The 21,615-nt window shown below is 63.0% G+C and carries 14 protein-coding genes; 12 read left to right on the plus strand and 2 right to left on the minus strand.

Annotation, left to right across the window (positions count from 1 at the left end; genetic code table 11):
* Window positions 1-127 precede the first annotated feature (127 nt).
* The gene (gene katE / locus EK416_RS06820) at window positions 128-2,338 is read left to right on the plus strand and encodes a catalase (RefSeq protein WP_127076760.1); all 2,211 of its coding nucleotides are present in this window, start codon (window positions 128-130) and stop codon (window positions 2,336-2,338) included.
* Window positions 2,339-2,385: 47 nt separating this feature from the next.
* Here the strand turns inward: katE and EK416_RS06825 are convergent, their stop codons facing one another.
* Complete coding sequence (locus EK416_RS06825) at window positions 2,386-3,321, minus strand: alpha/beta fold hydrolase (RefSeq protein WP_164729897.1); 936 nt, start codon at window positions 3,319-3,321, stop codon at window positions 2,386-2,388.
* A 276-nt stretch (window positions 3,322-3,597) separates the two neighbouring features.
* Here EK416_RS06825 and bcsS point away from each other — a divergent pair, with 276 nt between their 5' ends.
* On the plus strand, window positions 3,598-4,395 hold the full coding sequence (bcsS, locus tag EK416_RS06830; protein ID WP_164729898.1) for a cellulose biosynthesis protein BcsS: 798 nt from the start codon (window positions 3,598-3,600) through the stop codon (window positions 4,393-4,395).
* A 173-nt stretch (window positions 4,396-4,568) separates the two neighbouring features.
* Here the strand turns inward: bcsS and EK416_RS06835 are convergent, their stop codons facing one another.
* Entirely contained in the window at window positions 4,569-6,176 is a 1,608-nt protein-coding gene (locus EK416_RS06835) for an AsmA family protein (protein ID WP_127076763.1), read from the minus strand.
* A 279-nt stretch (window positions 6,177-6,455) separates the two neighbouring features.
* Between EK416_RS06835 and EK416_RS06840 the strand changes: the two genes are divergently transcribed.
* From EK416_RS06840 to EK416_RS06885, 10 genes are all read left to right on the plus strand, one after another.
* On the plus strand, window positions 6,456-8,411 hold the full coding sequence (locus EK416_RS06840; protein WP_127076764.1) for an acetoacetate--CoA ligase: 1,956 nt from the start codon (window positions 6,456-6,458) through the stop codon (window positions 8,409-8,411).
* 690 nt (window positions 8,412-9,101) lie between these two features.
* On the plus strand, window positions 9,102-9,554 hold the full coding sequence (locus EK416_RS06845) for a division/cell wall cluster transcriptional repressor MraZ (protein WP_127076765.1): 453 nt from the start codon (window positions 9,102-9,104) through the stop codon (window positions 9,552-9,554).
* Window positions 9,554-10,582, plus strand: coding sequence for a 16S rRNA (cytosine(1402)-N(4))-methyltransferase RsmH (gene rsmH, locus EK416_RS06850; RefSeq protein WP_127076766.1), 1,029 nt, complete (start codon window positions 9,554-9,556; stop codon window positions 10,580-10,582). Before EK416_RS06845 ends, rsmH begins: the two co-directional genes overlap by 1 nt.
* Window positions 10,583-10,649: 67 nt before the next feature.
* Window positions 10,650-11,582: an alpha/beta hydrolase gene (locus tag EK416_RS06855; protein WP_127076767.1), complete on the plus strand. Its 933-nt coding sequence runs from the start codon at window positions 10,650-10,652 to the stop codon at window positions 11,580-11,582.
* Window positions 11,528-14,020 (plus strand): glycoside hydrolase family 31 protein, encoded by a 2,493-nt coding sequence (locus EK416_RS06860; protein ID WP_127076768.1) that lies wholly within the window; start codon window positions 11,528-11,530, stop codon window positions 14,018-14,020. The genes EK416_RS06855 and EK416_RS06860 overlap by 55 nt, the downstream gene beginning before the upstream one ends.
* A 95-nt stretch (window positions 14,021-14,115) precedes the next feature.
* A complete protein-coding gene (locus EK416_RS06865) occupies window positions 14,116-15,186 on the plus strand; it encodes a sensor histidine kinase (RefSeq protein WP_127076769.1) in 1,071 nt (356 codons plus the stop codon).
* A gap of 81 nt (window positions 15,187-15,267) precedes the next feature.
* Window positions 15,268-16,062 (plus strand): rhodoquinone biosynthesis methyltransferase RquA, encoded by a 795-nt coding sequence (gene rquA / locus EK416_RS06870; RefSeq protein ID WP_127076837.1) that lies wholly within the window; start codon window positions 15,268-15,270, stop codon window positions 16,060-16,062.
* Between the two features lie 138 nt (window positions 16,063-16,200).
* Complete coding sequence (locus EK416_RS06875) at window positions 16,201-17,403, plus strand: hypothetical protein (protein WP_127076770.1); 1,203 nt, start codon at window positions 16,201-16,203, stop codon at window positions 17,401-17,403.
* A gap of 194 nt (window positions 17,404-17,597) precedes the next feature.
* On the plus strand, window positions 17,598-20,309 hold the full coding sequence (gene mutS, locus EK416_RS06880; RefSeq protein WP_127076771.1) for a DNA mismatch repair protein MutS: 2,712 nt from the start codon (window positions 17,598-17,600) through the stop codon (window positions 20,307-20,309).
* A gap of 104 nt (window positions 20,310-20,413) precedes the next feature.
* Window positions 20,414-21,550 carry a cupin domain-containing protein gene (locus EK416_RS06885; RefSeq protein WP_127076772.1) on the plus strand — a complete coding sequence of 379 codons (1,137 nt, stop codon included), beginning with the start codon at window positions 20,414-20,416 and terminating at the stop codon, window positions 21,548-21,550.
* Window positions 21,551-21,615: the final 65 nt, after the last annotated feature.

Here is a 21,615-nt window from a genome sequence, read left to right on the forward strand (position 1 = left end):
CTAAGCCTACGGCGGAACAAGCTTTTTCTGGAATGGTTCTGCTTTCTGACTATCAGCACGGCTCCGCGCGACAAGCCATCCAAGATTTCCGACGCGCTTCCGATGCCCTTTCAGGAGGCACCGCCCAATGGCGAAGACGAAAACCAACGGCGATTACACGAGCATAGCCTACGGGCAGGAAAAGGTCCTGCGGGGCGAGGGAGGCGAAACCCATCAGGTTGCGGGCGGCGACGTACCCGTGCTGACGACGCAGCAAGGCGTGCCCGTCGCGGACGACCAGAACTCGCTGAAGATCGGCGCGCGCGGCCCGACCGCGCTCGAAGATTTCCACTTCCGCGAAAAGATTTTTCATTTCGACCACGAGCGCATCCCGGAGCGGGTGGTGCACGCGCGAGGTTACGGCGCCCACGGCTATTTCGAGACGACGGCTTCGCTCGCGGACGTCACACGCGCCGACATCTTCCAGCGCGTCGGCGAAAAGACGCCCGCCTTCGTGCGCTTTTCCACCGTCGCGGGCGCGAAAGGCTCGTTCGACCTCGCCCGCGACGTGCGCGGCTTCGCGGTGAAACTCTACACGAAGGAAGGCAACTGGGACATCGTCGGCAACAATATCCCGGTCTTCTTCATTCAGGACGCGATCAAGTTCCCCGACTTCGTGCATTCGGTGAAGGAAGCGCCGGACCGCGCCTTTCCGCAGGCGGCCTCGGCGCATGACAATTTCTGGGACTTCATCTCGCTGAGCCCTGAAAGCATGCATATGATCATGTGGGTGATGAGCGACCGCGCAATCCCGCGCTCCTTCCGCTTCATGGAGGGCTTCGGCGTTCACACCTTCCGCTTCGTGAACGCGGAGGGCAAATCAACCTTCGTGAAGTTTCACTGGAAGCCGAAGCTTGGGCTGCAATCCGTGGTCTGGAACGAGGCCGTCAAGATCAACGGCGCCGATCCGGACTTCCACCGCCGCGACCTGTGGGACGCGATCGAGAGCGGCAACTTTCCCGAATGGGAACTCGGCGTGCAGCTTTTCGATGACGCCTTCGCCGACAAATTCGCCTTCGATGTCCTCGACGCAACGAAAATCATCCCGGAAGAGGAAGTGCCGATCCGCGTCGTCGGCCGTCTCGTGCTCGACCGCATGCCGGACAATTTCTTCGCGGAGACGGAGCAGGTTGCCTTCTGCACGCAGAACATCGTGCCGGGCGTGGACTTCACCAACGACCCGCTGCTTCAGGGCCGCAATTTCTCCTATCTCGATACGCAATTGAAGCGGCTCGGCTCGCCGAACTTCACGTTCCTGCCGATCAATGCGCCGAAATGCCCGTTTGCGACACTCCAGCAGGACGGCCACATGACGATGCGCAATCCGAAGGGCCGCGTGAATTACGAGCCGAACTCCTGGGGCGGCGAGCAGGGCGGCCCACGCGAATCGCCGGAAAAAGGCTTCAAGAGCTTTCCCGAAGAGGTGGCCGGGCAGAAGCGCCGACTCCGCGCGGAGTCGTTCGCCGATCACTACAGTCAGGCGCGGCAGTTCTACATCAGCCAGACCGAGATCGAGAAACAGCACATCGCCGACGCGATCACGTTCGAACTGTCGAAGGTTGAGACGCCCGCAATCCGCAGCCGCGTCGTCTCGCACCTTCTCAACATCGACGGCGAGCTTGCGAAAAAGGTGGCGACCGCGATCCGCCTGAAGGACTTGCCGAAGGCAGCCGACGCTGCCCGTCCCACGCGCACCGACCTGAAGGAGAGCCTCGCCCTGAGCATCGTGAAGAACGGCCCGAAGCGCTTCGAGGGGCGCAAGCTCGGCATCCTCGTCACCGATGGCGTGGACGCGAATGCGCTCGCCGATCTGAAGAAGAGCTTCGCGGCAGAAAAGGCGCTCGTCGAGATAATCGCCCCGGAGGTGGGCGGAGTGAGCGCCGGCGACGGCACTTGGATCGAGGCGAAGCAGCGGCTCGACGGCGCGCCATCGGTGCTTTACGACGCGGTCGCGATCCTCGCCTCGGCGGAGGGCGGCACGCAACTTGCGCATCACCCATCGGCGCGCGACTTCGTGGCCGACGCCTTCGCGCATCAGAAGTTCATCGGCTGGCACGGCAATGTCGCCCCCCTCTTCGCCAAGGCGGGCATCGCCGACGAACTTGACGGCGGCGTGGTGCAACTCAAGGGGCCGGACGATGCACGCGTGTTCGCCGAGCGCTGCGCGGGCTTGCGCTTCTGGCCGCGCGCCGAGAAGTTCAAGGCCGGTTCGAGCAAGCCCGCTGCCACGGCCACCGCGCCGAAGAAAAACGGCAACGGCGGGAAGAAGAACGGGAATGGCGGAGGCAAGCCGCAATAACGACAAAGCACGTGGCGGTGCCGCGCGGTGCTAAGCCGCTCTTCAAATCAAGGGTGCCGCGCGAGAAACGCCTCGATCGCGCGCGCCGTCTCCTCGGGCTTCTCTTCCTGGGGCATGTGCCCGCATTTCGAGAACATCACGAGTTCCGCCGTCGGAATATCGGCCTTCAGCCGCTGCCCGAAGACTGACGGCACGACCTTATCCTCATCGCACCACATCACGAGCGTAGGCACGCGGATCGTCTGATAGCTCAGCGCGATTTCATCGATGTTCGGTGGCATGATCTGTTCGACCGTTTTCACAAGCGCATGCTTGGCGGCCGGGGACCGAAGCGGGCTGGCATATTCTGTGATGGAGCGCTCCGTGATCTTTTCATGGTCGTAATAGGCGAGCTTGAGCCCCTGCTCGGACTGCACCTCCGGGGGCACGAGCGCCATGCCGACTTCGGCCAGGCCCGGCACCTGCAGCATCCTGAAAAAGATCGGCAGCGGCTGCTTGTAGGCTACGCTGTCGACGAGGACGATATTCCTGATGCGCGAGCGAAGAGCGCCCTTCGCCCGAAGCGCGAGCGCCAGCGTCACGCCGCCTCCGAAAGAATGCCCGACGATCGTCAGATCCTTCAGGTTCTCCTGCTCGATGAACGCCTGAATGACATCGGCCTGATCGAACACGGAATATTTGTCGTCGAGCGGCTTGTCGGACGCGCCGAAGCCGCGCAGGTCCACCGCGATGACACGATGCTTGCGGGCCAGATCGGGCATCACGCCCTGCCATGTGTAGCTCGACGTGGCGAAGCCGTGCAGCAAAAGGATCGGCTTTCCCCGCCCGCTCTCGGTCACCGCGAGGCGCAGGGGGCCGCCTGGCGCGCGCACGGTCTTGTAGCTGACGGCCGCCGCCGTCCCCTGCTGCGCCACCATCACCGGCGCGCAGGCCGAAAGCGCCGCGCAGAGCACTAAGCCGAGCAGAAGAAACCTGCGTCGCATCGATCCCCGCTTGCCTTGTCCGAAAACGCTTCGGAAGAGGCATTGTCCATTGGAAAGCGCAGAAAAAAGGGAAATCGAGGCCATTTTCAGCCGCGCGGCGCTGGAAAACGGTCCCCGAGGTGATTTGCCTGTCCAAGGGCGCGCCCGTCAAGACGGAAGCGGATGTGTGTCACCTTCGCATCTGGCGCAGGAATCATTAAATTATTTGTAAAAAATGAATCGTTTTTTCTGCTTTGCGGCAGTAAGGTCATGCGCAGGAAGCGTATGAGTTTCAATATGTTGGGTGTTGTCTTGCATTTCGCGCTGACGCTGGCGGGAGTTGCGGCGGCAGTCGTGTCGTGTGCTGCGGGCGAGGCCGCGCGCGGTCCCCGCTTCGAGACCTACGTCACCGTCGATTATGCGGGACGCTCGGCAGCGGTTGCGGATTCCACCGTCTGGAGCCTTTTCGGACCCATCGACCGGGAGGGGGTGCGCCTGAAGCTCGACGGCCTTGTCGGCGTCTCCGGCGAGACGGACGCCGGCGTGTTTTCCAACGAGTTTTATGCGCAGCGTCTCGGCTCGGGCGGAAGCTTATCGGCAGGCTATCAGGCCAATCGCGGGCCGCTCTGGATCAAGGCTTATGCGGGCGTGGCCTACGCAACGAGGATGGACCGGCTGTTCGACGCCGGCCACGTCGCCTGGGATGCGGACAGGCTCGAACGCAACAGCCAATTCGGCATGATCGCCTCATTGGACGTATGGTGGCGCGTCGCGGACCGAATATGGACGTCCGCGAACGCATCCCATTCGCAGATCCGCGACACAACCTCGCTCTACGGGCGCGCCGCTTACGAAATCTATCGCGATGATGCGATCCGCCTGTCGCTCGGGGCGGAGGGCTCCTTTTCGAGCTATGCCGAGATTTTCAGCGAAGGCGATACGACGGGGAGGAACGAGACCTACGCCAAGGCGGGCGCGCTCCTCAATCTCAGGTATGGAGCAAACGATATCTCCCTGTCGGGCGGCGGAGTGTCGGCCAGCGAGGAAAAGGACTATCGCGCCTACGCAACCTTGAGCGTCGGCCGCAAGTTCTGATTTTCGGCGTAACGAGCGGGATATTTTCGCGAAGCGCGGCCAGCACCTCAGGCAAGCAGCCGAGCGAAGCGCGGTTGTCCGGGCGGCATCGGCAGGAAATGGCGGGCGGCATGCGGGATGGACGACTTGCTCAGATGCGCCTTCCCTGCGCGGATTCCCCTCCGGGGGGGCCTTCAGTTGGAAAGGCTGCCCTGATGCGATGACAGGATCGGTGCCGCAGCGGTGCCCGAGAGCACGAGCTTCGACGAGAATGCGGACGCCAGACCGCCTTTCGAGACGGCGCCGCCAGCCGAAACGGGCGCTTCCTCGCGATGGGAAGACAGCGTGCCGCTCACAGCCGCATCGGGCAACGCGATCCTGAGCTTGCCCTCGATCTTCTGCCCGTCATGTTGCCCCTGGACGTCGAGATCGACGGCCCCGCCTGTCAGCCTGCCATCGATGCGTGCCGCTGCGAAAGGAAACCTCTGACGACCGGCCGCGAGGAGGTCCGCACCCGTCACCGCCGCGTCGAGCGCGCGCCCCGCCACGCCGTCGAGCGATCCGCCGAGCGGGAACAGAAGCGCGAAGCTGCCGGATGCGGCGCCCGTTTCGGGCAGCGCGCCCTCGCCGCCGAGCGGCACATTCAAACCCAGACGCAGGGTGGCCGGTCCACGAACCGACAGCGGCAGTTGCAGCGCCGACGCAAGCGCGCCGGCGTCAAGCCGCTTCGCCGTGCCGGTCACCGACATCGCGCCCGGCCGCGCGGGGTCGATCTCCACGCGGGCGATTGCATTGCCGCCGAAAAGCGCCAACTCCGCAACGTCCACGGAAAGATGCCCGCTCCGCGCCGTCACAGCCAGTGCGACCGGGCCGGCTTCCAAGCCGCCGGCGCGCAGGCGATCGGCGGAGAGCCGTATGTCGAGGTCGACCGCGCGCCGTTCATTGGTTGCGGGGATAAAGACGCCGCCCGATGCCCCTGCCGGGTTGCCCTTGTCGAAAGGCTGCGTGCCCGCCGCCCGCGCCGCCGTCCACATGGGCGTCACGTCCAGCGTATCGTAAGCGAGCGTGCCTTCGATCCGCGCCCGATTGTCCGAAACATAAAATGCGAGTGCCCCCCTCGCGGTTCGGTCGCCGAACGAAAAGGACGCCTCGTCGAGGGAGACCCGATCACGCGACCAAGTCAGATCGCCCTTAAGGGAAAAGGCGCTCGCGGCTTCCCAAGGCGTCAGCGCCGCAAGGAGATTAGCCGCGGGCGGGCACTCTCCTGTCGTCTTGAGCCTTACTTGGCCGGAAACGCTATCCCCGTTGCGCTCGCCCTGAAAGGCGAAGTCGAAACCCGGCTTGTGCAGACCCAGCGCGAAAGATCCGGCTTCCGTCGGGTTCGGCCGCTTTAACGCGATACGCTCGAAGGTGATCCGCCTGTAGGGACGAAAGTCGCGGTCGGCGACATAGAACACAGGATTGCGAAGTTCGATGTCCGGAAGGCTGCTGCGGTCAACGAGGGTCAAGGCAAGCCGCGCCGCCGCGAATTCGTCCGCCGCGCCGCCGCGTGACTGGCGTTTCAGGACGAATTGGGGCGATGACACGACGAACTTTCTATATTCGAGATCGCCGAGAAGGAGGGATCGCAAATTCACCAAGGCCGTGACGGTTTCGGCGCGACCGCGCAGCACCGGATCGAGCCCGGGCGCGTCATGAAAGCGAACACCGCTCGCCTCCAGGGAGAGCGAGGCAAAACTGGCGACACGAAGCTGCCCCGTCAGAGTGACCTTGCCGCCACTCCAGGCGGCAAGTGCCTTCACGAAGCTTTTACGCGCGACATCGCCGTCGAGAAACCGCGGAATCGATATTGCAAAAAGGATCAGCGCGACCCCGGCGCAGAGCCCGCAAAGCGCCAGACTCTTCAAAACATATCGAACTTTTTGCGTAATCTGATACATCTTGAAGCAGGTGAGGAAAACCGTGAAGCTGAAGTTTCATGCGCCACAGCGCACATGCTTCACCCGCTCATCCAAACGGGTGAGCATCAAGGTTTAAAAACACTTTGTGACGCTGGCGAGTCTTTGCATCGGAGACTGCACATGAAATTGCCACCGCTTTGGTCCCCTTCGCAAAAGTCCGTGGAAAACTCGCGTCTGGCGCGTTTCATCGCGGAGGTGAACGAGGCGGATGGCCTCGATCTTCGCACCTACGCGGACATCCACGCCTACTCCGTGCGCGAGACGGAAGCCTTCTGGGCGCGAGCCTGGGACTTCATGGGAGTCGTCGGGGAGCGCGGCGACGGCCCGATTTTCGTGCAAGGCGACACATTCGAGACATCGCGCTTCTTAGAGGGCGCGCGGTTGAATTTCGCCGAAAACCTGCTCCGCAAGCATGGCGACACGCCCGCGCTGATCTTCCGGGGCGAGGACAAGGTCGCGCGCACCCTGTCGTGGGCCGAGCTTCACGCGGCGGTGTCGAGCGCGCAACAGGCCATGCGCGCCGCAGGCATCGGCGAAGGGGATCGCGTGGCGGCGCTGATCCCGAACATGCCGGAAGCCATCATCGCGTTGCTCGCCGCGTCTTCGCTCGGTGCGATCTGGTCGAGCGCCTCGCCCGATTTCGGGGTGCAGGGCGTGCTCGACCGCTTCGGGCAGATCGAGCCGAAGCTCTTCATCGCCTGCGACGGCTATTATTACGCGGGCAAGACGCTCTTCACCGGCGACAAGGTGGCGGAGATCGTCGCCAAAATTCCGAGCATCGAACAGGCGTGGATCGTGCCCTATCTCGGCCGGACGGGCGACGTTGCGGCGGCGTGTCCGAAGGCGCGCGACTGGAACGAGGTGCTTGCCTCGCATCCCGCAACGGATGTCGAATTCACGCGGCTGCCCTTCTCGCACCCGCTCTATATCCTCTATTCCTCCGGCACGACCGGCACGCCGAAATGCATCGTGCATTCCGCGGGCGGCGTCCTCATGCAGCAGATGAAGGAGCATCAGCTTCACTGCGACCTGCGCGACGGCGAAAAGCTCTTCTATTTCACCACCTGCGGCTGGATGATGTGGAACTGGCTCGTCGCGGGGCTCGCCACGGGCGCAACGCTCGTGCTCTATGACGGCTCGCCCTTCCATCCCGGCGGCAACGTGCTGTTCGACCTCGCGGACGAAGTCGGCATCGACATCTTTGGCACCTCGGCGAAATACATCGACTCCCTGAAGAAGGCGGGGCTTCGCCCGCGTGACACGCACAAGCTCTCGAGCGTGCGCATGATCACCTCGACCGGCTCGCCGCTCGCGCCGGAAAGCTTCGACTACGTCTACGACGCCATAAAACCCGACGTGCATCTCGCCTCGATCTCGGGCGGGACGGATATCGGCGGCTGCTTCGTGCTCGGCAATCCGCTTTCGCCCGTCTGGCGCGGCGAAATCCAGGGGCCGGGCCTCGGCATGGCGGTCGATGTGTTCGACGATGAAGGGCGCCATCTCGATCATGGCAAGGGCGAACTCGTGTGCCTGAAGCCCTTCCCGTCGATCCCGGTCTATTTCTGGAACGACGCCGACGGCACCAAATACCACAACGCCTATTTCGACCGCTTCCCCGGCCTCTGGCACCATGGCGATTTCGCGGAATGGACCGAGAATGGCGGCATCGTCATTCATGGCCGTTCCGACGCCACGCTCAACCCCGGCGGCGTGCGCATCGGCACGGCGGAAATTTACCGGCAGGTGGAACAGCTTGAGGAGATCAAGGAAGCCATCGTCATCGGGCAGGACTGGGACAACGACGTGCGCGTCGTGCTGTTCGTGGTGCTGAACGCGGGCGCCGTGCTCGACGAAGGGTTGAAACAGAAGATCAAGGCGAAGATCCGCCACGGCGCGAGCCCTCGCCATGTGCCCGCCGTCATCGTGCAGGTGCCGGACATCCCGCGCACCAAGTCGGGCAAGATCACCGAAATCGCCGTGCGCGACATCGTGCATGGCCGCGCGGTCAAGAACACCGAGGCGCTCGCGAACCCCGACGCGCTGGACCATTACCGCGACATCGGCGATTTGCAGTAAGTGAAGCGCCGCCGACCTTCGTAGCCAACGCGAGGGTGAAAGCAGGGTTCGCGTGAAGAAACGTGTCTGATCGCAGGCCGGGGCTTATAATGCTCCCTTGCCGTTTTCTATAAAAATACTGATATATTTCAGTGACTTAGTCGACGCCTTTGTTGTGCCCGTTGCGCCAGATCACTGCGCTCCGACGGGCATCGCGCCACCCCAGCCGAGGCCCACGCAGGGCGCACACGCCATCGAGCCCACGCGTCAAACGCAAGCTCTGGTGCTCAAACGCCACCCCGGCGCGCCGCTATTCCGTATCGCGCTCGCGGTTCACGTTTTCCTTACCTTTCTGCAACGCGCGATAGCCGTCTGTTGACGCCCACAATTACCCATGTTATCCCATAAATGCCCGTTCGGAAGGGGGCGATTCGGAGGGAGAGAAAACAGCTTTCGCCGGGCAAGGCCACAGCACGGCAAGGTTTCTCCCTCCGATCCATCCGCTTTTCGCACTGAATGGACGTTTACAGGCTCATTTTTGCAATTTTAAGTCGCAGACTGCCCGTTAAAGTCGATAGTTTGTGTGCCACTCTGGTTTTTTGTCGTCTGGGTATTTATGGGTAATAGCGGGTTTCGGTTAACGATTTGCCACGGCACAAGATGCGCGAGCCGTCGCAGTGTGCGTTTCGGACGGAGGCGTGGATTTGAGGGATGGATGAATTTGCTTCGCGCATCGACAGCAAGGTTGACCAACGCGGGCGCGTCGCTATTCCTGCGCCATTCCGCGCTATCCTTGCCCAGGAAGGCACGAGCGAAATTCACTGCTACCCGCATCTCGACTACGCTACGATCGAGGCTGGAGGCTCTCGGTTGGTCGAAGAAATCAAGGGAATTGTCGGGCGGCAGCCAACGGGCAGCGCCCTTCGCGAAGCACTCGAACTCGTCTATTTCGGCGAGTGCGAAAAGCTCAAGATCGACCCGGACGGGCGAACTGTGTTGCCGAAGCGGCTGCGCGATCATGCCGGAATTACAGAGACGGCGGTTTTCGTCGGCCTTGGCAACAAGTTTCAGATCTGGGAACCAGAGGCTTACAGCAAGTTTCGTGAACGCGCGCGCGAACAGGCGCTTGCGCTTCGCAAAGAGCTCGGCGCGGGGAGCCGCTGATGAAGCGGCGCAAACGTGGGGGCAACAGGGATGTGGCGGATCGCGGGAGGCCGGTAGAGGGCCCGTCTCCCGACAGCGGACCGGTCCGTCACATTCCGGTGCTACTGAGGGAAGTGCTGGAAGCGTTGCATCCAGGGGTGGGGGAACGCTTCATTGACGGCACCTTTGGCGCGGGCGGCTATGCCCGCGCCATCCTTGAGGCCGCGCATTGCGACGTGCTCGGCCTCGACCGCGACCCGACCGCAATAGCGGCGGGTTGCGCACTCGAAGCCGGCTTTGCGGGCCGGTTGAAACTCGCCGAAACGCCCTTTTCCGAGATGGAAGACGCCGCCCACGCCATCGGCTGGAAGAGCGTTGACGGCGTCGTGCTCGATCTCGGCGTTTCCTCCATGCAACTCGACGAGGCGGAGCGCGGCTTCTCCTTCATGCGAGACGGCCCGCTCGACATGCGCATGTCGGCGAGCGGCCTTTCCGCCGCCGATGTCGTCAACACCTATGAGAAAGACGCCATCGCCGACATCCTTTATACGCTTGGCGAGGAGCGCCGCTCGCGGGCCATCGCCGCCGCCATCGTGAAGGATCGCGAGACGGCGCCCTTCGAGCGCACGGGTCAGCTCGCGGCGCTCATCGCGCGCGTGCTCGGTCACAGGCCAGGCGATCCGAAGCACCCTGCAACACGCAGCTTTCAGGCGCTGCGCCTTTATGTGAACGACGAACTCGGCGAGCTCACGCGCGCGCTCGAAGCGGCCGAACGGATGCTCGAACCCGGCGGGCGGCTCGTCGTGGTGAGCTTTCATTCCCTCGAAGATCGCATCGTGAAGCGCTTCCTGGCGGAGCGCTCGGGCAAGCGCGCCAAAGCATCGCGCTACATCCCTGACGCCGGGGACGTCACCGCGCCGACCTTCGAGCTTCGCGACCGCCACGGCGTCGAGCCCTCCGAGGATGAAGTGGCCGCAAACCCCCGTGCGCGCTCGGCGCGCCTGCGCTGGGCCGTCCGCACCGCCGCCGATGCGTTAAGCGAAACGTGATAGAGACCCGCCCGTTTTCGCCCCAATTCGCGATCATCCCGAGGCCGCATGCATCGAGGCTGCACCCATGCTGAAACGCCGTACATTCCTCGCCGGAGCAGCTGCCGCGGCCCTTTTGCCCGGCTTTTCGAACGTCCGCGCTTCAGGCCGAACAACCGTCCCCCTCTGGTCGGGTGATCCACCCGACGGTGGCGGCCCGCGCGGTGAACCTGAAGAAAGCCACCCGGGCGCGATCACCAACATCGCCCTGCCCTTTCTCGACGTCTTCGCACCGGAGCGCCCGAACGGGACTGCCGTCATCGTGGCGGGCGGCGGCGGCTACAAACGGATCGAAATCGCCCACGAGGCCGGCCCCGCCGCGCGCTGGCTTACGGATCGCGGGATCACGGCATTCGTTCTCTATTATCGCCTTCCGCGTGAGGGCTGGCTCGGCGGTCCCCTCGCCCCGCTTCAGGACGCACGACGTGCGATCCAGCTCGTACGGAGCGGCAGGGCCGGCGTCGCGACCGATCCGCAACGCATCGGTGTGCTGGGCTTTTCAGCGGGCGGCCATCTGCTGGGCCTCGCCGCGGCACGGTCCGCTTTTCGCTCGTACGATCTCGACGATGAGGCAAGCCGCGTGTCGGCCAGACCCGATGCGGCGGCGCTCCTCTATCCCGTCGTGACGCTGCTTCCGCCCTATGACGACACGTCGACGCGACGAGAGCTGATCGGCCGCCACCCGTCGCGGGCCGAAGGCGCGGAATGGTCCGTCGAGACGCATGTCCGGGCGCACTGTCCGCCGATGTTTCTGGCTCAGGCGCGGGACGACACGATAGCGAAGCCCGCGAACACGTCCCTCCTCGCGGAAGCCTGCAAGCGGCAGGGCGTTCCGGTCGATTTCCACCACTTCGCCAGCGGAGGGCACGGCTTTGGAATGGGACGGCCGGGCACGGAGAGCGAGACGTGGCCCGCGCTTTTCGAGGCGTGGCTTCGCAAGAGAGGGCTGTTGCAGGGCTAGGCCGCGATGCGGCCATTTTCCAGATCCACGGTCGGCGCATGCGGGTGTTGACGGGTGGAACCCTTCTCTCGGCATCGGGAAACCGGGCCGAGATGGAACTTGAGCGCGGCTATCGGCTCACACTTTCCTTCCATGGAGCGCGGACGGCGCGGCTTCTGGTGACGCGGCCTCTGGGCCTTCGCTCGCCTCGGACATGGTCGCTCTCGCCCGAGCTTTCGGGCGACGACGCCATCGATGGCCGCGACCGGCTCGACGCGACGGGGCTTGACGTGGAGCCGATCCTCGCAGCCGATGAGACGCCACGCGCAATCGTCATCGAGACGGCGCTGATACGCGCCGAAATCCGCCGCGCGCCGCTTGGCCTGACGTGGTCTTTCCGGGAGCGCGAAGACGAGCCGTTCCGCGTGGCGCTCAAGGATCGCCAGACGCAAGCCTATCTGTTCGACGAGCGAGGCAACCGCTTCGTGCATTATCTCGCCGGCGATCCGGCGGCGGGCTATTACGGCTTCGGCGAAAAGACAGGCGACGCCAACAAGCGCGGCCGCCGCCTCCGTATGCGCACCACCGACGCGATGGGTTACGACGCGGAGACGTCCGATCCGCTTTACAAACACATCCCGTTCTTCCTGGTGTTGCACCCCGGCGCGAGCGCACCGGCCGCCGGACTTTTCTACGACAATCTCAGCCATGCCGCCTTCGACATGGGGCAGGAAATCGACGCCTATCACGGCCCGTTCACGAGCTTCGAGGCCGAAGACGGCGACCTCGATCTGTGGCTGTTTTTCGGGGGCTCGGCGAGCGACATCACGCCCGCTTTCACCGCGCTGACAGGGCGCACCGCGATGCCGCCGCGCTGGTCGCTCTCCTATTCCGGCTCGACGATGCACTACACGGAAGCACCAGATGCCGAGCGGCAACTCACGGGCTTCCTCGCGCAGATCCACGAACACGCCCTGCCCTGCGGCTCGTTCCATCTCTCGTCCGGCTATACAAAGCGCGGCGAAGGGCGCTACGTCTTCTCATGGGACAGAACGCGCTTTCCGAACCCGGCGCGTGTCGCCGCCGCTTTCAACGCGAGCGGCGTCAGGCTCATCGCCAACGTGAAGCCCGCAATGCTGATGGATCACCCGCGTTTCGCCGATGTCGAGCGCTTCGGCGGTTTCGTTCGCGAGGCGGAGAGCGAACGCCCCCATGCCGCGCAGTTCTGGTCTGGTAAAGCCGCTTATCTCGACTTCACCAATCCCGAGACGAGCGCCTGGTGGACGGCGCAGGTCAAGGAACAGCTTCTCAGCCACGGCATCGCGGCGACGTGGAACGACAACAATGAATTCGAGATATGGGACGGCGAGACGCGCGCGGACGTGAACTGGCGCGGCGGCAAGATGGCCTGCCTGCGCCCCGTGCAGACGAACCTGATGCTTCGCGCGTCGGAGCGCGCGCAACGCGAGCACGCGCCCCGCAAACGGCCCTTCCTCGTCTCGCGATCGGGCGGCCCCGGCCTTCAGCGCTATGCGCAGACATGGACGGGCGACAACGCCACCTCGTGGAAAACGCTGCGCTATAACCTTCGCATGGGGCATGGCCTCAGCCTGTCGGGCCTCTATAATTTCGGCCACGACGTCGGCGGCTTCGCAGGCCCGAAGCCGGAACCGGAATTGTTCATGCGGTGGATCGAACAGGGCGTGTTCTGGCCGAGGTTCAGCATTCACTCGTGGAACGACGATGGCAGCGTCAACGAGCCATGGATGTACCCTGAGCTTCTGCCGCTCGTTCGCGAGGCGTTCGAGCTTCGTGAGCGGCTTGTCCCGCTGCTGTATACGCTACTCTGGCGTGCGCATGCATATCACGAGCCGATCCTGAGGCCGCTTTTCTACGATTTTCCCGACGAAGCTGAAGCGTATGTCGAACACGACGCTTTCATGCTGGGCGCGGATTTGCTCGTGGCGCCCGTCGTGGAGGCGGGCGGGCGCGAACGGCGTGTCTGGTTGCCCGATACATCGGGCGGCTGGCATGCGCTTCACGGCGGCGCGCATTTTGCGCCGGGCTGGCACACGGTGGACGCGCCGCTCGGCCGCGCACCCGCCTTTGTTCGCGCCGGAGCCGTGCTGTCGCTCGGCCCGTCGCCCTCCTGGCAAACCGGCCCGCTGACTCTTCGCTTCTTTCCCGGCGGCGACGGCAAGCTGTCCCTTCCGATCTTCGACGATGACGGCGAAAGCGTCCTCGATCCCACATCGCCGCCCTGCATCCTCACCGTCCTGCGCGAATGGCAGGCAAACCGCTGCTCGCTGCGGATCGAGCGAGAGGGCAGCGGGCCGCCGCGTTGGCCTCATCTTTGCTTTGAAAATGAAACGGGCCAGTCCCTCGCGGTCCATGTTAACGGGAACGAAGATGTTCAGCAGTTGCAAACATCGGAATTACCGTTTAAAGCGCCTATATGAGGGACGAACCCGCACCTTTTTTCTAACAGCTTGAACTGAACATTGGCGCGTTGTTCTGACGTGTTTCCGCTAACGAGGGAGAACATCCGCGCATCATGCCGGATACGGACAAAACGCAGGTTGAAGAACTCCTCGACATGCCCGATCTTGCGGAAGCGCTTCATGACGATCGCTTCCAGCAATTCCTCGACAAGATGCCGATCGCGCTTCTCGTCGGCGCGACGGACGGAGACGAGCGCATCATTTATGCGAACCCCGCTTTCGAAAAGATCGCCGGGGTTCCGCTCTCTGCCGTGACCGGAAAAACTTGGGACGTGCTCGCCGAAGTTTCGGAAAACGGCGAACGCGACCTTTTGGCCGCGATCATGAACGAAAGCGCCGACCACGTCGGCGTTTTCGGCATTGCCCGGCCCGACGGGGAGACGGCGAAGGCCGATGTCTATTCGGCCGTCATCGTGGGCGACGATGGCGAGCCCGCGTTCCGGCTCGTCGCGCTGATCGACGTCACCGCCTATATCGCGGACGACAATCCCGAAATCGATTTCGGCAAATCGCTCGGCGACCAGGAACTTGCGCTGCTGGAACTTCAGCACCGCGTGAAAAACAACCTTCAGCTCATCACGGCGCTGATAAGGCTGGAGGCGCGCCACTGGCCCGAAGGGAAGGAACCGCTCAACCGGCTCGCCGGGCGTATCGAAGCGCTCGCCATTCTCTACAGCTTCCTGAACGCGAAGCCCGAAGGCGACGAGGTGGATCTCGGCGCGTACATCAGCCAGCTCGCAAGCGCTGTCATGCGCTCTCACGCGATCGAAGGCGTGCGCCTCGAACTCAAGGTCGACGTCTTTCCTGTATCGGTCAACGTCGCGATGCCGGTCGGCCTTGTCGTTAACGAACTCCTGACCAACGCGCTGAAACACGCCTTCAAGGGCCGCGAAAGCGGCTCGATCACAATCGAATGTCTCGGCGGCGACGATGGCGGCCGCGTGGTGGTGGCCGACGACGGCGTGGGCCTTCCGCCCGAAACTAAATGGCCGGAAAAGGGCAACCTTGGCGCTCTCATCGTGCAGACGCTGAAGGAAAACGCGAAAGCGACGCTCGAACTCGAATCCTCCTCCGACGCAGGTACGCGCGTGACGCTGACGCTTCCTCCCGCTGTACGACTTTAGTTGCGGCATTTTCGACACTATGCGACACCTTCGCGAGGCGTTCACTTGCAGGAAACCCTACCGGTGTCTAAATTTTGGGCGATGCCAATCACCTCGACGACGAGCGCGGAAGCGCCAGCCATAACCTCGCGCGCTGCATCCGGCAGTGGGGTTTTTCACCAGAAAAATCAGGGGTTTGAGGTGGAGGGCACTTACACTCCCCCGGCCTACCTGCAAAAGTACTACTGGTGGACCTATGTCCATCCGGCGGCAGTCCGCATATTTGAGCGGCAGTGGCTGATCGACCTCATCCTGTGGGGCAACTACCAGTCCCTGCGCGAGGCGGCGCTTGACGAATTCGGTGAGAAGCTTCCCGGCGCGACACTTCAGATCGCCTGCGTCTATGGCGACCTTTCGGCGCGGATCGCGGAGCGCGCAAAGGCAGGCGGCGGCACGCTCGACGTGGTGGACGCGCTTCCGGTGCAGTTGAAAAACCTCCGCGCGAAGCTGCCGGAGGATGCGCCTGTAAGCCTCACAGCCTCAAGCTCGGCCAGCCTCCCCTTCGCGGATGCAAGCTTCGACCGCGTGCTTCTGTTCTTCCTCCTGCACGAGATGCCGCGCGACGTGCGCGAGGCGACGCTCGCCCATGCGCTGCGCGTGCTGAAGCCCGGCGGCAAGCTCGTCATCGTGGACTACGCGAAGCCGCGCCTCTGGCATCCCGCCCGCTGGATCTGGTATCCGGTGATCGGCCGACTCGAACCCTTCGCGAAGGAGCTTTGGAGCAGCGATCTGCGCATCTTCATGCCGGAAGCATGGCGTAACGCAAAAGTGCGGCGATCGGAGTATTTCGGCGGGCTGTATCAGAAGGTCGTGCTGGAGAAGGGCGCCGAACGCTAGGCATCGCTGGCGGGGTCTAGGAATGCTCTCGGCATGCTCGCCACAAGCATTATTCGCTGACCATTTCGGACGGTTGCTTGATCCCGGCCGCTACGCTCCATCAATTCGTTTCGCAGGCCCGAAACCGATGGAGATTGCATGAGCAAGTTGCATATAGAAAATCACATTGCGCGGAAATTCTCCGCCAAAATACTTCGCAGAGCGATCCATCCAAGGCTGGCAACCAGTATTTTTGCGGCGCTTTCTCTGTCCATTACCGTGACGGCTGGTCACGAACAGCAGCTCCCGGCTTCCTGGGAGACTGCTATTTCCAGACCCTCCGCAGATCGCGGCTCAGATGGCAGCCTCGTAACGATATGGGAATTTCCGCACCGCGGCATTGCGAGGTTTTGCTACGATAAGGAGCCTGCGGTCATCTATTTCAAATACGACATCTCTCAGCGTCTGACCTCAATAATGAAGAAGGACCTGAACGGTGCCGAAACTTCGATAGGCAGCTTCCCAGAAGGGCCGGACGAGCGGTCGCTGTCCTGCTCCGACGATGGCAGGACCGTTGCAGCTCTGAATGTCTCAGAGAGCATTCTATTTGTTTCAAAGGATAAAGAGAGGGCATCGTATAAAATTCCGAAACATTTACCTTATTCAGTCTCTGGAGTTAATTCGCTTCTTTCGCCGGATGGGGAGAGCATGATCCTGCCGGAAATGCCGGCGCTGATCGATGGACCCGATGTGTTGAAAGAGATGAAAGTGTTCATTTCTGGTAACACATATCGTGAATTCCTATCAAACGATTATGTATTTATTGATGAAGGCGATAAAATAACTGAATTACAATATGACGGTAATACCTGGATTAAGAAAAAATACATTAATAAGAAAATTGATTTTTACACAAATGAAATTGCGAAATGTGATAATCACTATATTGCTAGTTTGGGGAATGATGATGGTGAATTAGGGTTTGTAGACCTATCTACACCTACAGATGGCCGCGACTGGCTGAATGATGCCGGCGTCCAGATAATTATGCGATTGTATAGCAAAAAAACTATCTATGGCAGATATGGAATATGCGCTTTTACGTTGCTCAAGTCTGATGCGCGTATATTCAAACCGGAAAGACTGGCGCGCGTCGACGCGACAGGCTTGAAAACATTTTCTTTTTCGGAACCGGACATCGTTTTTGCGTGGGAAGAGGTATCCTTCAGCAAAGACGGCTGCTACGCGCTGATCCAAAGATTCTCGGAGGTTCGGGAACGGTTCGACTTCACTGCGTTCGACTTCACGCAGCCTCAGCATGTCCGCCTGCTGGGCGTCAAATCGGAACAATGTGACCGTTAAGCTCCCCCCCGCCGTCGCGCCTTCCAAAGTTCCCCCAACCATGTGTTCTGGAGAACCGGGACAGCGCGGTTTCTCTTTTCTGCCATCATCCGTTAATCTTCGTCCCTCACAGGCGAATCGATGAGAGAGCGTTAGTTGCCATGGGGCGGGAAGCGGCAATGCGAACAGGCTGGGTGGGCAGAGACGCCGATGACATGGCGGCTGCCACACCTGATAGCGCCCCGGAAACGCGCGCCACGCCGATGATGGCGCAATATCTCGACGTCAAGGCGAAGAACCCGGATTTCCTGCTGTTCTATCGCATGGGCGACTTCTTCGAGCTGTTCTTCGACGACGCGGTGAAGGCCGCGAGCGCGCTCGGCATCCAGCTTACGAAGCGCGGCAAGCATGCGGGCGAGGACATCCCCATGTGCGGCGTGCCCGTCGCGCGCGCGGACGACTACATGCAGAAGCTCATCCTGAAGGGCTTCCGCGTGGCCGTGGCCGAGCAGCTCGAAGACCCGGAGCTTGCGAAGAAGCGCGGGCCGAAGGCCGTCGTGCGCCGCGACGTGGTGCGGCTCGTCACGCCCGGCACACTTACAGAGGACGCGCTGCTCGTCTCGGGCCGCAACAACTTCCTCGTAGCGCTCGCAAAGGCGGGCAAGGGCGCGGCCGCGCGCTATCACATCGCAGCTCTCGACATCTCGACGGGCGAATTCCTTCTGTCCGAGGCTTCCGCGCCGGACCTCGGCGGAGAGCTGCTGCGCCTGCGTCCGGCCGAAGTTCTCATCGCGGAAGACGAGCTTGGCGACGAAGCTTCAAAGGCCGCCGCCGAGGTTTCGGGGGCCGCGCTGTCGCCGCTGTCGCGGGCCTGCTTCGGCCGCGCCAAGGGCGAGCGCGCGCTGAGGGAAGCGTTCGAGGTGGCCGCACTCGACGGGCTCGGCGATTTCACGGACGGCGACCTCACCGCCATTGGCGCGCTCCTGCATTATGTTAACCTCACCCAGATGGGCGAACGCCCTGCCCTTCGCCCGCCGCGCCGGGACGAACCCGCCCGCCTCATGGCCATCGACGCGGCGACGCGCGCGAGCCTCGAACTCGTGCGCCCGAAGAACGAAGGCGCGCCGACGGTTTTCTCCGCCATCGACCGCACGGTGACAGCGGCGGGCGCGCGCGAACTCATGAGCCGCCTCGTCTCGCCCTCCGCCGACGCGAGCCTCGTCAACGAACGGCTCGACGCGGTGGCGGCGCTGATCGAGGACTGGGCCTTGCGCGAGCGCATCCGCCATATTCTCAAGACCGCGCCCGACATGAGCCGCGCGCTGTCGCGGCTGAAGCTCAAACGCGGCGGTCCGCGCGATCTCGGCGCGATCCGCGACGGTCTGCGCGCGGGCAGCGAAGTGGCCGCCCTGCTCGCCGCGTCTCCGGCACAGCCCACGCATCTGAAGGAAGCGACGGCCGCGCTTGCCGCGTTCACAGGTGATGAGCTGGGGGGAAGGCTGGCGCGAAAGCTCGACCGCGCCCTCGTCAGCGTCGTGCCCCTCCTGACCAGAGACAGCGGCTATATCGCGGCCGGTTTCGACGCCGCGCTCGACGAGCTTCGCGAGCTTGCATCGAGCAGCAAAATCGTGCTCGCGAAGCTGCAAGCCGACTATGCCGCCCGGACCGGCGTCAAGACGCTGAAGATCCAGTATAATAACGTCTTCGGCTATTTCATCGAGGTGAGCCCCGGGCAGGCTTCCGCGCTCATGAGCGAGCCGCATTCCGCCTTGTTCCGGCATAAGCAGACGCTGGCAAGCGCCGTTCGCTTCACCACAGACGAACTCGCAGCGCTGGAAAGTCGCATCCTCACCGCGCAGGGCGACGCTCTGGCGCGCGAGCAGACGCTTTTCGCCGAGCTTTCCGACGCCGTGCTCGAACAGGAAGACGCCATCGCTCGCGCGGCGCAGGCGCTCGCCTGCCTCGACTGCGTCGGCGGCCTCGCCGAGATCGCACAGGCGCAGAATTATGTGCGGCCGCGTGTCGACACATCCCGCGCATTTCTCGTCGAAGGCGGACGTCATCCCGCAGTGGAGCAGGCGCTTGTCCGCGAGGGCGGCGCCTTCATCGGCAATGATTGCCGCCTCGATGGGGCGGGCGAGCGCGCACCGGGTTTCCTCGTCGTCACCGGCCCGAACATGGCCGGCAAATCCACCTATCTCCGCCAGAATGCGCTGATTGCCGTGCTCGCGCAGATGGGCTCTTACGTGCCCGCGACCTCGGCGCATATCGGCGTGGCGGATCGGCTCTTTGCGCGTATCGGCGCGGCGGACGACCTCGCGCGCGGGCGCTCGACGTTCATGGTCGAGATGACGGAGACCGCCGCGATCCTCAACCGTGCAACCGAGCGGAGCCTCGTCATCCTCGACGAGATCGGGCGCGGCACGGCCACTTTCGACGGCCTTTCCATCGCCTGGGCCGTGCTCGAACATCTCCACGACGAAACCCGATGCCGGGGCCTCGTCGCGACGCACTATCACGAGCTGACACGCCTTGCCGACGACCTGCCGCGCGCGGGAAACGTCCGCATGGCGGTCACGGAATGGAAGGACACCATCGTTTTCCTGCACGCCGTGGAGTTCGGCCCGGCGAACCGCTCCTATGGCGTTCAGGCCGCGAAGCTTGCGGGCGTGCCGAAGCAGGTGGTGACACGCGCAAAGCAGATCCTCGCACAACTCGAAGCGGGCGCGGGGCCGCACGGACCGCTGACACTGCCCACCGACATGCCGCTGTTTTCCGCTCCCGCCGCGCATCACGCGGCAGACGCGCCGCATCCCGTGCTTGAGCGCCTTGGCGCGCTCGACGTGGACAGTCTTTCTCCGCGGGAAGCTCTCGACCTTCTCTACGCGCTCAAGAAAGATCTCCAAGTGACGGATGCAACTGGTTAAGACGTCCTTTACCTGCGTTTACCTTTCGCTACCTGTTCCATAACGCGCGCTTTTCTCCTGAAAATTACAATGTCCGCAACAGGCACCGATTCAGGAGAGCAGGCATGGATACCATTTCGACTCCGCAACCAATCAGAGGGGATAAGGGCGCAACCGATCCCGGTCCGCGCAACGTCGAACTGGACCTGCAAAATCCGGATATCTTCACGCCACCGGAGACGGACCACGGCTCGCTTCCCAACCTCAAATTCTCGTTCTCGCTCGCGCATAACCGGCTCGAAGACGGCGGCTGGGCGCGCGAGATCACGGTGCGCGAGCTTCCCGTGGCGAAGTCGATGGCGGGCGTCAACATGCGGCTCGGGCCCGGCGTGGTGCGCGAGCTTCACTGGCACAAGGAAGCCGAATGGTCCTACATCACCGAAGGCAAGGCGCGCCTGACCGTCGTTGACGCCCAGAACAGCGTCTTTATCGACGACCTCTCGCCCGGCGACATGTGGCTCGTTCCCGCCGGTATCCCCCACTCGATCCAGGGCCTCGGAGAAGGCACGGAATTCCTTCTCGTCTTCGACGACGGCGCTTTCTCCGAAAACGAGACGCTTCTCGTCACCGAACTCTTTGCACACACGCCGCGAAGCGTCATCGCGAAGAATTTCGGCGTCGGCGAGGAGCATTTCGCGAACATACCAAAATCCGAAAAGTACATCTTCCGCCTGCCGGTGCCCGCTCCGCTCGACGTCGTCCGCGCACAGCTTCCCGACAGACCGCCGAAACGGCCCTACACCTATCACGCCTCGAACCTGAAGCCGGATCGCTTCCCCGGCGGCACGATCAAGACGATCGATGCGAGCATCTTTCCGGAAACGACGCTGTCGGCGCATGTCATCGAGCTTGAGCCGGGCGGGCTCCGCGAGATCCACTGGCACACCGACGCCGACGAGTGGACCTATTACCTTTCGGGCCTGGCCCGCGTGACCGTGTTCGATGCGACCGACAAGGCCCGCACCTTCAACTATGGCGCGGGCGATGTCGGCTTCGTGCCGCGCACCATGGCGCACTATGTGGAGAACATCGGCAACACGCCGGTGCGGTTCGTCAACGTGTTCAACAGCCCGCACGACAGCGACATCTCGCTCAACCAGTGGCTGGCGCTGACGCCGCCGGACCTCGTCCGCGGTCATCTCAATGTCGACGACACGTTCATCGAGGCGCTCCGGCGCGAGCCAAGCCCCATCACCCGCTGACAAGCTCCATGGGCGGCGCGCTCGGCGCCGCTCCCCTTTCTTCTGCCTCTGACATTTTCACCGCG

Source organism: Rhodomicrobium lacus (assembly GCF_003992725.1).
Taxonomy (GTDB): domain Bacteria; phylum Pseudomonadota; class Alphaproteobacteria; order Rhizobiales; family Rhodomicrobiaceae; genus Rhodomicrobium; species Rhodomicrobium lacus.